Consider the following 14324-nt stretch of genomic DNA (forward strand, 5'->3'; position numbering starts at 1 on the left):
CAATGGTCCATCGACAAGCGGCTCTAGGGGAGGGCTCAAGCGTCGCGATGGCCCGGAGTGGGTGGGCGCGGTAGGGGGGTGCCGTGCTCGGTTTTCGTGCTCTTACCGAGGCGTGCCGCGCGGCCAGTTCTGCAACTCACCCGACCTGCACGGAGTGCTGCTCCGGCATGGGCGGATGAGAAGTAACCCCCCTTTAAACCGGACACTCATCCGGATCGCCCGGGGGCGGGCGGTCCACCGGTGGAGAGGGAAAACAGACCCATGAGTTCAGTCCTGCGCCCGGCTACTCCGGGGCAAGATCAGAAAGCGACCACAGCCGGCCTCAGCGTGCGGATCCCGCACCAGCCGACGGCGGAGAACGCGGAGAGCCGTTACCGTCCGATCTCTTCCCATCTGGCGATCACACCGCCCGTGAGCGTGGTGATCCCCGCCATGAACGAGGCGGAGAACCTTCCGCACGTCTTCAAGACCCTGCCCGACTGGATTCACGAAGTCGTCCTGGTCGACGGGAACTCCACGGACGACACGGTCGAGGTCGCCCGTTCGCTGTGGCCCGACGTCAAGGTCGTGAAGCAGGCCGGCAAGGGCAAGGGGGACGCCCTGATCAGCGGGTTCGCCGCCTGCACCGGGGACATCATCGTGATGGTCGACGCCGACGGCTCCGCCGACGGCAACGAGATCGTGTCCTATGTCTCGGCCCTGGTCTCCGGCGCCGACTTCGCCAAGGGCTCCCGCTTCGCCAACGGCGGCGGCACCGACGACATGACCTTCATCCGCAAGATGGGCAACTGGGCCCTGTGCACCGTCGTCAACGCCAAGTTCGGTGCCAGATACACCGACCTCTGCTACGGATACAACGCTTTCTGGAAGCACTGCCTCGACGACATCACCCTCGACTGCACCGGCTTCGAGATCGAGACCCTGATGAACATCCGGGTCGTGAAGGCCGGGCTGCGCGTCCAGGAGGTCCCGAGCCACGAGTACAACCGCATCCACGGCGTCAGCAACCTCAGCGCCGTGCGCGACGGGATCCGCGTCCTCAAGGTCATCCTCAAGGAGAAGGGTGTGACCCGCGCCGCACGCCGTCGCGGCGCGGGCACGCTCGGGGTGAAGGTCGCGCGAGGAGAGGCGTCTTGAGCGACCACCGTTTCTCGGTGGTGATCTGCGCCTACACCGAGGACCGCTGGGAGGACATCCTCGCGGCGGTCGACTCGGTGCGGAACCAGTCGCTGCCCGCACTGGAGACGCTCCTCGTGGTGGATCACAATCAGGCGCTGCTGGAGCGGCTCGCCCGGGAGTACAAGGAACAGGGGCCGGACGCGGGCTCCGTGGCCGAGGGCGCGGAGGTGCGGGTGCTCGCCAACGCCGGCCCCCGCGGTCTCTCCGCGGGCCGCAACACCGGCATCGCCGCCGCCCGTGGTGAGTTCGTCGCCTTCCTCGACGACGACGCCGTGGCCGAGCGCGACTGGCTGCGGTACTTCGCCGAGGGATACGACGACCCGGCCGTGATGGCGGTCGGCGGACGGACCGACGCCGCCTGGGCGTCGGGACACCGGCCCGCCTGGTTCCCCGACGAGTTCGACTGGGTCGTGGGCTGTACGTACCGGGGGCTGCCCCCCGGCAAGGTACGGGTCCGCAATGTGCTCGGCGGGAACGCCTCCTTCCGGCGTACCGCGTTCGACGCCGCGGGCGGCTTCGCCACCGGCATCGGGCGCGACGGCGACAAGCGTCCGCTGGGATGCGAGGAGACCGAGCTCTGCATCCGCCTCGCCAAGGCGATGCCCGAGGCGGTCCTCCTCATCGACGACCGCGCCGTCATCCACCACAAGGTGCCTGCCGCCCGCGAGCGGTTCGCCTACTTCCGTACCCGTACCTACGCCGAGGGTCTGTCCAAAGCACTGGTGGCCAAGAGCGTGGGCGCGGGCAAGGGGCTGGAGTCGGAGCGCCGGTACACGACCCGGGTGCTGCCCGCCGGGGTGGTGCGCGGGCTGCGGGACGCCGCGCGTGGCCGCCGGGGCGGCGCGGGGCGCGCGGGCGCGATCATCGCCGGGGTCGCCGCGGCGGCGGGCGGCTATGTGGTGGGAACCACACGCGCGCGCAAGGGCGGTGTGACGTTCTCGTCGGGCCCCATCGAGCCGCTGCCCGTCAGCGGCGCGGCAGCGGGCGGGAAGACATGAGCCAACCCGTACCCGTACTGATGTACCACGCGGTCGCCCACTCCCCCGCGCGGGAGACACTGGGCCTGTCGGTCACGCCCGTAGCCTTCGCCGACCAGATGGAGATGCTGGGCGAGCGCGGCTTCACCCCGATCACCACCACGGAGCTGGGCGAGTGCTGGCGGTCGGGCGGCAGCCGTCCGCTGCCTCCCCGTCCGGTTCTCATCACCTTCGACGACGGCTACGAGGGCGTGCACCGGCACGCCCTCCCCGTCCTGGCCAAGCACGGTTTCGCGGCCACCCTCTTCGTCTCGACCGGCTGGCTGCGGGGAGAGCACGACGAGGGCGGCGCCATCGACACCATGCTCGACTGGGACCAGGTACGGGAACTGGCGGCGGGCGGCACCGAGATCGGCGGCCACACGCACAGCCACCCGCAGATGGACCAGCTCGACGACGAGCGGCTGCGGTACGAGACCGTCCGCTGCCGCGACATCATCGCGGACGAAGTGGGCGTCACACCCCTCTCCTTCGCCTATCCCTACGGCTACTCCAGCCGCCGGGTCCGCACCACGGTCCGGGCGGCGGGCTTCACACAGTCGTTCGCCGTGGGCAACGCGCTCGCCCGGACCTCACAGGGCCCGTACGCCATCGAGCGGGTCACCGTACGGCGCAGCACCGGCGTCGAAGAATTCGAGCGGCTGATCGAAGGACGGGCCATCGGCCGGAACTTCGCCAAGGATCGTGCGCTGACCAAGGGCTACGCGGCGGTGCGGCGGACGCGCAGGGCCGTCACGCTGATCCGCCGGACGGCGACCGGCCCGGCCGGGGACTGACGGGCACAGCACTCGCGCGCGGGCCGCGCCTCGAGCGTCGTGCCCGCCCGGGCCCACCGGGGCTGCCGCCGGACGCGCGGCCCCGGAACAAAACTCCGTGCGGCACGCGGTCCCGTGCCGGATCATGGGGCGCATGTCCGCCGCCCAGCCTCATGACGCGCTCCCGATCCGCCTCAACATCGACGACAACGATTCGCCTTCGGACGTCATCGACTCGCTGTTCCTCGGCCGTTTCGCCACGGGTGAGCAGCCTCACTCCCACAGCACCACCATCGACCGCGTCAAGCCCGGGGCCGCGCTGCTGCCGCCTTCGGCGACCGTGCTGCGCGCCGCACGCGACGACGACCGCAGCGCCTGGCTGGCGGAGGGCGAGGGCTGGACGCTGCTCGTCTCCCGCTGGAACCGGGGCGCCGATGTGACGGTGAGCGCCGTCACAGCCGAACTCGCCGAGGAGATCCTCCAGCAGACGACGAAGGAGGCGGCCGACGAACCCGAGCCCCAGCCCGAGAACGTCACGATGGGGTTCTGGTACGTCTCCCCGCGCCGTGGTCCGCACCGCACCACCCGGCAGATCTCGGCGGGCACATGGGAGGAGGTCCGGGCCAACTACACGGCGCCGGTCGCCGACGCGATGGACGGTCTGATGAAGGTCACACCCGACGACATCGCGGGCCGGCTGCTGCTGCTCCACGGTCCGCCCGGCACCGGCAAGACCTCGGCCCTGCGGACGCTGGCGCGCTCCTGGCGCGACTGGTGCCAGGTCGACTGCGTCCTCGACCCCGAGCGGCTCTTCAGCGACGTCGGCTATCTGATGGACATCGCGATCGGGGAGGACGAGGGGACGGCGAAGGGCCGCTGGCGGCTGCTCCTGCTGGAGGACTGCGACGAGTTGATCCGCGGCGAGGCGAAGCACACGGCGGGCCAGGCGCTGTCCCGGCTGCTGAACCTCACGGACGGTCTGCTCGGCCAGGGCCGCAATGTCCTCGTCGGCGTCACGACCAACGAGGACCTGGAGCGGCTGCACCCGGCCGTGGTCCGTCCCGGTCGCTGCCTGGCACGGATCGAGGTGGGTCCGCTGACGCGCGAGGAGTCGGTGAGATGGCTGGGCTCGGAGGAGGGGGTGGGCCGGGAGGGGTCGACGCTGGCGGAGCTGTACGCGCTGCGGCGGGGTACGAGTCCGGCGTCCGTCCCCGGCCCGTCGCCGTCGGCGGACGCGGGCCTGTATCTGTGACGGGTCCGCGCCCGCGGGTGCGGACCCGCGTCCCACACACGCCAGTAGGCAGAAGAGCCGGCCACGCCCCCGCGTTCGTTTCCGTGACCGGTGTCGCGTAGGCGGTCGGGGGCCCGCCGGGACTCCCCCGAGGGGGGCGGATCGCAGGGGTCACCGGTCGTAGGAGACCCGGAGCGCGTCCTCCACCGCCGCCCGGGCTTCCTCCCGGCTGAGGCCCAGCCGTTTCGCCCGCTCGGCGAAGACTCCCGCCGCGGCGGCGACCTCCCGTTCGGCGGCGTCGCCGGCCGCCGCGACGAACGTGCCGTGGCGGCCACGGGTCTCGATGACTCCGTCCGACTCCAGCGCTCGGTACGCCTTGGCGACGGTGTTGGCCGCGAGCCGGAGGTCCTCCGCGAGGCCGCGTACGGTCGGGAGCCGGTGGCCCACCGGCAGCGCACCGGAACGGGCGAGTTCGGAGATCTGGATCCGGAGTTGTTCGAAAGGCGCGACGCCCGAACCGGCGTCGATCGCGATCTTCAAGGTCACGCTCAGGATTCTCCCCCATGAAGATGAGAGGCAGTTCACATGAGCGTCGGCACGTCCGTCGAAGTCCGCCTGGTCAAGGCGGGCAGGACCAAGATCGGCTACCCGGCCGCGGTGATCGCCGACGACGGGAGTCATCTGGTGGTCCGCGCGCCCTGGGCTCGGGAGGGTGTGCGGGACTTCGGGTTCGTGCGCTTCGAGCCGGGCGATGTGTTCACCGAGCACTACTGGCGCGACCGGTGGTACGCGGTGAAGGAGGTACGCACCGGGGACGGCACGCTCAAGGGCTGGTACTGCGATGTCACCAGGCCCGCCGGGCTGAACGGCTCCGTGCTCACCGTCGTCGACCTGGAACTCGATCTGTGGGTGTCGGCCGACGGCTCCCGGCTGCTCCGGCTGGACGAGGACGAGTTCGCCGACAGCGGGCTCGCCACGACCGACCCGGAGGCCGCGGCCCGTGCGGTGGAGGCGCTGGACGAGTTGGAGGCACGGGCCCGCCGGGGCGGACTGGCCGAGCTGCTCCGGTACGGAGCCTGACGTCGTGCGGGGTGGGTCGGCGGGTGGGCGCACGGCGCGGCTCACAGCGGATGCCGTCCTGTCCTCCCTCCGGGCGCACGCGGACGATCCCGGCAAGGCGGCGATGAGCCCACCCCTCGGCCTGCGGGCCGAGGGGTGGGCGGTGGGGGGAGAGGGAGGGTTGGGGGACCCTCCCGCGGGGGGAGAGGGAGGGTTGGGGGACCCTCCCGTGGGGAGAGAGGGAGGGTTGGGGGTCCCTCCCAGGCTTGTGGGTCACGGGTGTGGCCGTCGTGTCCGGGGTTGACGGGACGGCCTTCAGGCGACCGCCTTCCGGTAGTGGATGCGGTGGTACCGCCCGTCGACGCGCCGGGCTTCCATCTCGTACCCGTACCGCGCGTACATGTTCTGGCTCTCCCACATCAGGGTGTTCGTGTAGAGCCGGATCTCTCCGAGCCCCAGGTCCCGCGCCCGTTTCTCCGCGAGTGCCAGCAGGGCGCGGCCGAGGCCGGTCCCCCAGGCGTCCGGGTGGACGGCGATCGACTTGAGGAAGAGATGGTCGCGGTGGGGAACGAGCACGAGGACGCCTCGTACGGGGTCGCCGGCGACGAACACCCGCCCCGCCGCCACATCGGCGGCGTGGTCCGCCTTCATGGGGGCGGGCACGACTCCGATCCGGTCGATGTAGTGGTGGTAGGCCGCGTCGGTCACGCACTTCACCAGGAGCACATCTGCGGGGGCGGCGGGGCGAGTGTCCATGTTCACACCGATGCTTGACGACGGCGCATGATCAGCTTCTTCAACAAGGGCCAGGCGAGCAGGACGAGGATCACGGCGTACACCGTGACCGAGAAGGCCGTGTTGAACAGACCGGAGAAGCTGCCGTCGCTGATCTGGAGCGCGCGGCGCATCTGCAGTTCGGCGGCCGGACCGAGGATCACTCCGATTACCGCGGGCAGCACGGGAAGTCCGTACCGCCGCATCCCGAAGCCGATCAGACCGATGATCAGCAGGATGACGAGATCGAGTGCTTCGCCGCCGACGGCGTACGCGCCGACGCCGGCGAAGAAGAGGATTCCCGCGTAGAGGTACGGGCGGGGGATGCGGAGCAGCTTCGCCCAGACCGGGGCGAGCGGCAGGTTCAGCGCGAGCAGCAGCACCATGCCGATGAAGAGCGAGGCGAGCAGGCCCCAGACGAGGTCGGGCTCGCGCTCGAAGAGGAGCGGTCCGGGCTGGATGCCGTACTGCTGGAACGCGGCGAGCATCACGGCGGCGACGGCCGTGGTCGGCAGGCCGAGTGTGAGCAGCGAGCCCATGGTGCCCGCCGCGGAGGCGGACGCCGCCGACTCGGGTCCCGCCACGCCCTCGATCGCGCCCTTGCCGAACTCCTCCTTGTGCTTGGACAGCCGCTTCTCGGTGACGTACGACAGGAAGGTCGGGATCTCCGCGCCGCCCGCCGGGATCGCCCCGAAGGGAAAGCCGATGGCGGGGCCGCGCAGCCAGGACTTCCAGGTGCGGCGTACATCGGACTTGGCGAGCCAGGGGCGGCCGACGGGTATGGACGCGCCCTGGTTCCGGCGCAGATGGGCGGCGACCCAGAGCGCCTCGCCGATGGCGAAGAGTCCGACCGCGACGATGACGACGTCGACGCCGTCGACGAGCTGGAGCGAGCCGAAGGTGAGCCGCTGCTGGCCGGCCTGGTCGACGCCGACGAGCCCGATGGTGAGGCCGATGAGCAGGGAGGCCAGGCCGCGGATACGGGAGGAGCCGAGGACCGAGGTGACCGCGATGAAGGCCAGCACCATGATGGCGAAATAGTCGGCCGAGCTGATGTCGACGGCGAGTTCGGCGATCTTGGGGGCGAGGGCGACGAGCAGGATCGTGCCGATTATGCCGCCGGCGAAGTGGCCGATCGCGGCGGCGGCGAGAGCCTGCGCGCCGCGCCCCGACTTCGCCATGGGGTTGCCCTCGATCGCGGCGACGACGGCCGCGCTCTCCCCTGGTGTGTTGAGCAGGATGGAGGTGGTGGAGCCGCCGAACATCGCCCCGTAGTAGATGCCGGCGAACATGATGAACGCGGCGGTCGGCTCCAGCCCGTAGGTCACGGGCAGCAGCAGGGCGACCGCCATGGCCGGACCGATGCCCGGCAGTACGCCGATGGCGGTGCCGAGCAGTACGCCGACCGCCGCCCAGAGGAGATTCATCGGGGTCAGCGCGGTGCCGAAGCCGTCGAGGAGCAGATTGAATGAGTCCACTGGCTACAGCACCCCCATGAGCGGGCCGCCCGGCAGGGGAACGCCGAGCAGGTCGTTGAAGACGTAGTACGTGAAGAGGGAGAGCACGGAGGCGATCAGCGGGTCGCGGGTGAAGTGCCTGCTGCCGAGGGCGAACGCGGCGCCCCAGAAGAGCAGGGCGCCGGCGATGGGGAAGCCGATCGGGCCGATGAGCACGGCGAAGGCGAGGAAGACCCCGGTGAGGAGGAGGACGGTCTGCCAGTCGCTGGGTTCGCTCAGGTCGACGTCCTCGCCGCCTTCCGCCTCTCCGCGTCCGCCGCGCAGGACGTCGGCGGCGAGCAGCAGGGCGACGAGCAGCAGGCCGATGCCGATGACGACGGGCACGGTCTTGGGGCCGACGGGGCCGCGCTGGGTGATGTCGACGTCCATGGTGAGCGCGTCCGAGAGGACCAGTACCCCGAGGGCGAGCAGCAGTACGCTGACGCCGAGTTCGGAGTGTTCGCGCAGCCAGGACCGGCCGGGACCGGCCGATCGGACGGAGGTCTCCGCCGACTGCGAGGTGGGAGTTTCCTGCGAGTTCACAATCCCAACTCCTTCAGCACGGTGTCCACGCGCTTGTTCTGCTCCTTGAGGAAGTCACCGAACTTCTCACCGGTGAGGAAGGCGTCGCTCCAGCCGTTCTTCGTCAGCGACTCCTTCCACTCGTCGGAGGCGTGCAGCTTCTCGACCAGGGTGATCAGCTTTTCGCGCTCGGCGTCGGAGATCCCGGGCGGGGCGACGATGCCGCGCCAGTTGGTGAACTCGGTGTCGAGCCCGGCTTCGCGGAGGGTGGGGGCGTCCAGGCCGGGGACCCGCTTGGGGCCGGTGACGGCGAGCAGCCGCAGCTCGCCGGATTTGATCTGGTCGAGGTACTCGCCGACGCCGGAGACGCCGAAGGCGACGTTGTTGCCGAGGATGGAGGAGAGCAGTTCGCCGCCGCCGTCGAAGGCGATGTAGTTGACGGTCTTGGGGGATATCCCGGCGGCCTGGGCCATCAGCATGGGCGCGAGGTGGTCGGGCCCGCCCGGCGAGGAACCCCCGCCGACCGGCAGCTTGCCGGGGTTCTTCTTCCAGGCGGTGAGCAGGTCCTGGATGGTCTTGTACGGGGAGTCCTTGGAGACGACCACGATGTCCTGCTCTTCGGTGAGCCGGGCGATCGGGGTGGTGTCGGAGAGCGTCTTGGGGGCCTTGTTGGTGTGTACGGCTCCGACGACGCCGAGGCCCATGGACATGGCGAGCCGGCCGTTGCCGTGTTCGCTCACCAGGCGGGCCAGTCCGACGGTGCCGCCCGCTCCGGGCAGGTTGAACACCTCGATGTTGTGGGTCAGCCCGGCGTCCTCGGCGTTCCTGGCCGCCGTGCGCGCGGTGATGTCGTAGCCCCCGCCGGGGGTGTTGGGAACCATGAACCGCAGACCGGGGATCTGGGTGCCGGTGTCGGAGTCGCCGCCGGTGTCGAGCAGGGGCGGCCCCACGATCACCAGCAACGCCGCCCCGAGCAGGGCGAGGGGAGTGCGCAATCGCACGTGGGCCGCCTTTCGGTAGGGGAAGGTGTGAGGTGGCCCACATGTTGCCTGTGCGTTAACGAAGTGTCTCTCTTCCGGAATCAACGGACGTTGTGGTCGTTGTGGTCGCGCCCTAGCGTGATCCCGTGATGAATGTGCTGGTGGTGGATGACGACTTCATGGTCGCCAAGCTGCACAGCCGCTATGTGTCGGCCACGGAGGGGTTCCGGGTCGTCGGAGTGGCCCATAACGGGGCAGAAGCCCTCCGTGCGGCGGAGCGGTCGCGGCCGGATCTCGTCCTGCTCGACATCTATCTCCCCGATATGGACGGGCTCAGTGTGCTGCGTGAGCTGCGTGCGGCCGAGGAACGCGACGAGACGCGTGCGAGCGTCGACGCGCTCTTCATCACGGCCGCCCGTGACGCGGGGCTGGTGCGGGCGGCGCTGCGGGCGGGCGCGCTGCACTATCTGATCAAGCCGTTCAACCAGACGGCTCTTCAGGAGCAGTTGCGTCATGTGGCCGCGCTGCGTTCCCGCTTCGAGCGGCTGGGCGAGGCGCGTCAGGAGGACGTGGACCAGATCTTCGGCACCCGCCCGCCCGGCTCCAGGGAGCTGCCGAAGGGTCTCGCCGCACATACCGCGGAGTTGGTGGAGCGCGTCCTGCGCGAGCACTCCGGGGATCTGTCGGCGTCGGAGTGCGCGGTGGCGGGTTCACTCTCCCGTGTGAGCGCGCGGCGGTATCTGGAGTACTTCGTGGAGACGGGGCGGGTCGAGGTGACCCTGCGGTACGGGGGGACCGGGCGGCCGGAGCGGCGGTACCGGCTCATCGGCGGCTGAGGGCGGGCGGCGGGCCCCGCCGTACGTCTGAGGCGGGCGGCGGCCCCGGCGCGGGCGTACGGGCGCATGCCGCCGGGCGGGCGGAGCCGTCTGGCGCACGTGGCGGGCGCGCGTTCTCCTGGTGCGCGCCCGCCGGTGGTGCGCGCCCGCCGGGGTGTAGCGGCAGAGCTGCGGCGGCGGGGCCGTGGGGCTCAGCTCTCGCCTAGGCCGTTTCTGATGGATCAGGCTGGATCAGTGAGCGGGGTCTGGTGCCGTGGATCGCAAGGCGGAGGAGGGAGTCCATGCGGTGGGGGTACCTCCCGGGCCGTCAGGCCCAGGGGGCCATAGGCGACCGACGACAACGCGGCGAGGCGCGGTGCCAGGGCACGCGAGCCCAGCAAGATCCATCAGAAGCGGCCTAGGTCCGAGCTGATCCAGCGCTGCGGGCGCATCGTGATGACCACCTGCTCGCCGTGTTCCTTCTCGGCGAAGGCGATGTACCCGGCGACCTTCTCGGCCGGGAGATAGCGGGAGGCCATCTCGACCAGCAGCTCACGGGTCCCCGGGGCCGTGTCGACGACCGGGCCCTCGACGGCGACGTACCGGACGGTGGGTACCAGCCGGTCGGCCATCAGGGAGAACCGGCCCGCCCGCGCGATCAGCCGGGCCTTCCGGGAGTCGGGGCCCGTCATGATCCAGAGGTCGCCTCCCGGTGCGTACTGGTACCAGATGGGCACGGTGAGGGGCGCCCGCCCCTCCTCCCCCGCGTCCACCGACAGGGCGCCGATATGGGGCTCGGCCAGGAACTGCTCACGATCTTCCCGGGTCAGGGCCACGGTGACTCCTTCGCTCGCGTCGATTCGATCGGCGTGCGCACGGGCGGGTGGCCCACTGCTCGGGGGGCCTCTACCTCAGCCCGTGCTTAGCGCCTCCTTAAAGCAAGGATAAGGAACACGGTCTTCCCGCTCCGACAGGCGATTTCAGGGCGTCGAACGGCTAACTTTCTGCTCGCCGGGGCTTGGTCCGAACCAGCGGCGCAAGAGGTGAACACGGGTCGCGCCGCCCGTTCGGACCAGCCCTGGACCCCCACAAAGCCCGTTTTGAGGAGATCGTCACCATGACCGCTCGCCGTAAGGTCACCATGGTCGCCGCCCTCGGTCTCGCGCCGCTGGCGCTGGCCGGGCTCACGGCCGTTCCGGCCGCCGCCCACGGTTCCATGACGGACCCGGTCAGCCGCATCGCAGGATGCTACGCCGAGGGCCCGGAGAGCCCGGACACCGACGCGTGCAAGGCTCTCGTGGCGGCGGGCGGCACCCAGCCGCTGTACGACTGGAACGAGGTCAACATCGGGGACGTGGCCGGGGCTCACAAGAGCAAGATCCCGGACGGCAAGCTGTGCAGCGCGGGCCGTGACAAGTACCGGGGTCTCGACGTCCCCCGTACCGACTGGCCGAGCACCAATCTGACGGCCGGTGAGCGTACGTTCCGCTGGCGGGCCACCGCCCCGCACAAGGGCACGATGGAGCTGTTCATCACCAAGGACGGCTACGACCCGACGAAGCCGCTGAAGTGGTCGGACCTGGAGTCGCAGCCGTTCGCGTCGGTGACCAACCCGACACTGGAGAACGGTTCGTTCGTCTTCAACGGCACCGTGCCGAACAGGACGGGCCGGCACCTGGTGTTCTCCATACTCCAGCGCTCCGACTCCCCCGAGGCGTTCTACACCTGTTCCGACGTGGTCTTCGGCGGCGGCACCGGCGGCGCGGCGGCAGCGGCCGCCCCCTCCGAGGGACAGATCGCCAAGGGCGCGGCGAAGTCCTCGGTGGACCACAGCGGACACGGCGGGGACAGCCCGGCCGAGGTGAAGCGGAACGCCGAGTACGTCGCCAAGTCCGCCGACTCCGGTGACTCCGGTGACTCCGGTGACTCCGGTGCGGACGCGGTCGCCGGGACCCCGGGCAACGCCCCCGAGGCCAAGGGCGGCAGCGACAACCTCGCCGAGACCGGCGGCGACAGCAATACCGCGTACATCGCGATGGGCGGTGCCGTGGCTCTCGCCATCGGCGCGGCGGCGATGTTCGGCACCGCGCGGCGCAGGGCGGTCGGCGGCCGGGGCCGCTGACCTTCCCCCCACCCCGCGCCGCGGCAGCGGTGGAACTGCGCGTCCGTCACTCGAAGACGGACGCGCAGTTCGTCGTGGTGGCCCTCGCCGGATCGAGGGCGTTGGCCACCTCGTGGTGGGCGATCCGGTCGAAGAGACCGATCGCGAGATGCTCCGACAGGTCGAGGGGGCACAGATCCTGGACGACGACGTTCCTGACGTTCGGTCCGGTCAGGAACTGTGAGCGGTACGGGGTGACCACCTGGTCGTACTTGGTGGTAATGACGGTGTACGCCACTCCGGGCACCGTGTCCCCGCCCTCGTTGAGCTTTCCGAGGAAGTCGGAGCCCGGCAGCTGGTCGGCGAGCGACGGGGTGGTGGACTCGATGAGGTCCTCGGCGCCGGGGAAGTACGGCAGCAGTCGGGTGAGGCCCGACAGGGTGGTCCCGTGGTTGCCGGGTCCGAGACCGATGAGCGCGTTCACCTTGTCGGCGCCGCCCAGGAACTTGAGGTAGTGACGCGGCATCATGCCGCCCTGGGAGTGACCGACGATATCGGTCTCGGCCGCACCGGTCGCGGCGAGCACCCTGTCGACGAAGACGCCGAGCTGCCCGGCGGACTCGTCGATGGGGCCGAGGCCGTGGAAGAAGGGCACGCCGGGGAGCTGCCCGTAGTCGAGGGAGTAGACGCAGTAACCGCGCCTGACGAGGTAGGGGGCGAGGCCGATCCAGTTGTCGATCGAGTTCCCGAAGGTTCCGTGTACGAGGACGACCGGGCGGGGGTGGGCGGCGGACGGCTCGCAGGACCAGTCGTTCCAGCCGCTGCGGGGGCCGGCGGCGGTCGGAGCGGCGGTGGCGGTGGCTGCGGGGTGCAGGCCGACGGCGGTGGCCAGCAGCAGGGCTGCCAGTGGTCGGAGAACGCGCTTCCAGGGCGGCATCGAGCAGTCTCCTTGCGGCTCAAGGGGAGTAGCGACGACTGAACATGTGATGCACACGACAAGCTACGCACGAGTAACCAAGGCTGGGAAGTTACGCGTCGGTAAAAACCGAGTTCGCGTCAGCGATGGACCGACCGGACGGACACGGCCGTCCGTGCGAACCGCTTCCGCGTTCTCGGGCCACGCCCGGCCGAGTGCCGGGCCGGTCCGGGAGGCGCGCACGGCTTGAGGGGCGCGGCGCGTTCCGTCCTCACCGCGCCCCTCACCGCGCCCTCACGGCGTCGTCACCGCGTCGTCACCGCGTCGGACGACCGGTCTCGGTCCCCGTGGTGCGTACGGCGCGGGCGTAGCGGGCGGCCAGGTCCCTGAACGCCGTGGCCAGTTGGGGTGGGCCGAGGACTTCGATATCGGCGTCGAAGCGGCCGACAGCGGTGGCGAGGCCGGTCCATGACCAGGAGCCGAGGGTGAGCCGGCAGCGGTGGGGGCCGAGTTCCACGACGATCCCGTCCGCGGCGAAGGGCGCGACCTCGGCGGCGGGGAGGTGGAGGACGACTTCGCCTCGGCAGGGCCAGTCGGTGGTGGCGCCGTCGTTGCCGCGGAATCGGCTGGTGACGAAGGTGGCGACATCGCCGCCGGGGAGCACCCGCGGGGCGAAGCGGGGGCCGGTGGGGGTGCGGGGCCGGATGCGGTCGACGCGGAAGGTGCGCCAGTCCTCGCGGTCGAGGTCCCAGGCCACGAGGTACCAGCGATCACGCCAGGTGACCAGATGGTGGGGTTGCACGCGGCGGACGTCGTCGGCCGAGGCGCTCGGGCCCGGTGCGTGGTCGAAGCGCACCTCCTCGCGGGCGTCGATGACGCGGCTCAGCTCCGCCAGGACCCGGGTGTCGACCCGAGGGGCGTCGCGGGCCGTGGACGGTGGAACGGCGGTGACGCGCAGCAGGTCGATGCGGCGCCGTAGGCGGGGTGGCATGACCTGGCGCAGGGTGGCCAGAGCGCGAGCGGCGTCCTCGGCGACAGTGGTGCCGGCGGCCGCGGTCTGCAACGCGACGGCCAGCGCGACGGCCTGGCCGTCGTCGAACAACATGGGCGGCATATGCGTGCCGGCTTCCAGGCGGTAGCCTCCGGCCGGTCCTTTGACGGTCGTGATGGGATAGCCGAGTTCGCGCAGGCGGTCGATGTCGCGGCGCACGGTGCGTGCGGCGATGTCGAGACGCTCGGCGAGCTCCTTGCCGGACCAGTCACGCCGCGTTTGCAGCAGCGAGAGCAGCGCGAGCAGCCTGGAGGACGTTTTCCGCATGACCCCCATTCTTCCCGCGGTACAGGACACATCCTGTCCTCTATGGCAGGCAGGGTGGCATACGAGCCGTCCGGGGGCACCGCTCCCGGTCGCGGCAACCGCCACCGGGCCCGTGCCGGGCGGGCGGCGCCATTCGTCACG

General features: G+C 70.7%; 15 protein-coding genes. 7 read left to right on the top strand and 8 right to left on the bottom strand.

Annotated elements, in window-relative coordinates:
* The first annotated feature begins 261 nt into the window (after positions 1-261).
* From ACWEFL_RS23290 to ACWEFL_RS23305, 4 genes are all read left to right on the top strand, one after another.
* On the top strand, positions 262-1137 hold the full coding sequence (locus tag ACWEFL_RS23290; RefSeq protein ID WP_451715805.1) for a glycosyltransferase family 2 protein: 876 nt from the start codon (positions 262-264) through the stop codon (positions 1135-1137).
* Entirely contained in the window at positions 1134-2177 is a 1044-nt protein-coding gene (locus ACWEFL_RS23295; protein ID WP_451715808.1) for a glycosyltransferase family 2 protein, read from the top strand. Before ACWEFL_RS23290 ends, ACWEFL_RS23295 begins: the two co-directional genes overlap by 4 nt.
* A complete protein-coding gene (locus ACWEFL_RS23300; RefSeq protein ID WP_451715809.1) occupies positions 2174-2992 on the top strand; it encodes a polysaccharide deacetylase family protein in 819 nt (272 codons plus the stop codon). The genes ACWEFL_RS23295 and ACWEFL_RS23300 overlap by 4 nt, the downstream gene beginning before the upstream one ends.
* A 133-nt stretch (positions 2993-3125) precedes the next feature.
* Positions 3126-4223 carry a DUF5925 domain-containing protein gene (locus ACWEFL_RS23305; RefSeq protein WP_451715812.1) on the top strand — a complete coding sequence of 366 codons (1098 nt, stop codon included), beginning with the start codon at positions 3126-3128 and terminating at the stop codon, positions 4221-4223.
* Positions 4224-4373: 150 nt separating this feature from the next.
* Here ACWEFL_RS23305 and ACWEFL_RS23310 read toward each other — a convergent pair whose 3' ends face one another.
* Entirely contained in the window at positions 4374-4748 is a 375-nt protein-coding gene (locus ACWEFL_RS23310; RefSeq protein WP_451715814.1) for a GntR family transcriptional regulator, read from the bottom strand.
* Positions 4749-4787: 39 nt separating this feature from the next.
* Here ACWEFL_RS23310 and ACWEFL_RS23315 point away from each other — a divergent pair, with 39 nt between their 5' ends.
* Positions 4788-5282, top strand: coding sequence for a DUF402 domain-containing protein (locus ACWEFL_RS23315; RefSeq protein WP_451715817.1), 495 nt, complete (start codon positions 4788-4790; stop codon positions 5280-5282).
* 294 nt (positions 5283-5576) lie between these two features.
* On the opposite strand, the gene ACWEFL_RS23320 is transcribed toward ACWEFL_RS23315, so the two are convergent.
* The 4 genes from ACWEFL_RS23320 to ACWEFL_RS23335 are packed head-to-tail and all read right to left on the bottom strand — an operon-like array spanning position 5577 to position 9054.
* Entirely contained in the window at positions 5577-6017 is a 441-nt protein-coding gene (locus ACWEFL_RS23320; protein ID WP_451715818.1) for a GNAT family N-acetyltransferase, read from the bottom strand.
* Between the two features lie 2 nt (positions 6018-6019).
* On the bottom strand, positions 6020-7513 hold the full coding sequence (locus ACWEFL_RS23325) for a tripartite tricarboxylate transporter permease (RefSeq protein WP_451715821.1): 1494 nt from the start codon (positions 7511-7513) through the stop codon (positions 6020-6022).
* Between the two features lie 3 nt (positions 7514-7516).
* On the bottom strand, positions 7517-8074 hold the full coding sequence (locus tag ACWEFL_RS23330) for a tripartite tricarboxylate transporter TctB family protein (RefSeq protein ID WP_451715824.1): 558 nt from the start codon (positions 8072-8074) through the stop codon (positions 7517-7519).
* Positions 8071-9054 (bottom strand): Bug family tripartite tricarboxylate transporter substrate binding protein, encoded by a 984-nt coding sequence (locus ACWEFL_RS23335; RefSeq protein WP_451715827.1) that lies wholly within the window; start codon positions 9052-9054, stop codon positions 8071-8073. Before ACWEFL_RS23335 ends, ACWEFL_RS23330 begins: the two co-directional genes overlap by 4 nt.
* Positions 9055-9182: 128 nt before the next feature.
* On the opposite strand from ACWEFL_RS23335, the gene ACWEFL_RS23340 reads away from it, so the two are divergent.
* Positions 9183-9869 (top strand): response regulator, encoded by a 687-nt coding sequence (locus ACWEFL_RS23340; RefSeq protein ID WP_451715970.1) that lies wholly within the window; start codon positions 9183-9185, stop codon positions 9867-9869.
* A gap of 386 nt (positions 9870-10255) precedes the next feature.
* Here the strand turns inward: ACWEFL_RS23340 and ACWEFL_RS23345 are convergent, their stop codons facing one another.
* On the bottom strand, positions 10256-10684 hold the full coding sequence (locus ACWEFL_RS23345) for a pyridoxamine 5'-phosphate oxidase family protein (RefSeq protein WP_451715829.1): 429 nt from the start codon (positions 10682-10684) through the stop codon (positions 10256-10258).
* 281 nt (positions 10685-10965) lie between these two features.
* Between ACWEFL_RS23345 and ACWEFL_RS23350 the strand changes: the two genes are divergently transcribed.
* Positions 10966-11970: a lytic polysaccharide monooxygenase auxiliary activity family 9 protein gene (locus tag ACWEFL_RS23350; protein WP_451715832.1), complete on the top strand. Its 1005-nt coding sequence runs from the start codon at positions 10966-10968 to the stop codon at positions 11968-11970.
* A gap of 46 nt (positions 11971-12016) precedes the next feature.
* Here the strand turns inward: ACWEFL_RS23350 and ACWEFL_RS23355 are convergent, their stop codons facing one another.
* Positions 12017-12886 (bottom strand): esterase/lipase family protein, encoded by an 870-nt coding sequence (locus tag ACWEFL_RS23355; protein ID WP_451715835.1) that lies wholly within the window; start codon positions 12884-12886, stop codon positions 12017-12019.
* 295 nt (positions 12887-13181) lie between these two features.
* Positions 13182-14183: a helix-turn-helix transcriptional regulator gene (locus tag ACWEFL_RS23360; RefSeq protein WP_451715837.1), complete on the bottom strand. Its 1002-nt coding sequence runs from the start codon at positions 14181-14183 to the stop codon at positions 13182-13184.
* Between the last annotated feature and the right edge of the window lie 141 nt (positions 14184-14324).

This window comes from Streptomyces sp. NPDC004838, from assembly GCF_053600955.1.

Excerpts from the sequence above, each read along its gene's own strand:
- ACWEFL_RS23315 (WP_451715817.1), top strand. The coding sequence starts at position 4,788 with ATGAGCGTCGGCACGTCCGTCGAAGTCCGCCTGGTCAAGGCGGGCAGG.
- ACWEFL_RS23300 (WP_451715809.1), top strand. The coding sequence starts at position 2,174 with ATGAGCCAACCCGTACCCGTACTGATGTACCACGCGGTCGCCCACTCC.
- ACWEFL_RS23350 (WP_451715832.1), top strand. The coding sequence starts at position 10,966 with ATGACCGCTCGCCGTAAGGTCACCATGGTCGCCGCCCTCGGTCTCGCG.
- ACWEFL_RS23340 (WP_451715970.1), top strand. The coding sequence starts at position 9,183 with ATGAATGTGCTGGTGGTGGATGACGACTTCATGGTCGCCAAGCTGCAC.
- ACWEFL_RS23360 (WP_451715837.1), bottom strand. The coding sequence starts at position 14,183 with ATGCGGAAAACGTCCTCCAGGCTGCTCGCGCTGCTCTCGCTGCTGCAA.
- ACWEFL_RS23305 (WP_451715812.1), top strand. The coding sequence starts at position 3,126 with ATGTCCGCCGCCCAGCCTCATGACGCGCTCCCGATCCGCCTCAACATC.
- ACWEFL_RS23355 (WP_451715835.1), bottom strand. The coding sequence starts at position 12,886 with ATGCCGCCCTGGAAGCGCGTTCTCCGACCACTGGCAGCCCTGCTGCTG.
- ACWEFL_RS23320 (WP_451715818.1), bottom strand. The coding sequence starts at position 6,017 with ATGGACACTCGCCCCGCCGCCCCCGCAGATGTGCTCCTGGTGAAGTGC.
- ACWEFL_RS23290 (WP_451715805.1), top strand. The coding sequence starts at position 262 with ATGAGTTCAGTCCTGCGCCCGGCTACTCCGGGGCAAGATCAGAAAGCG.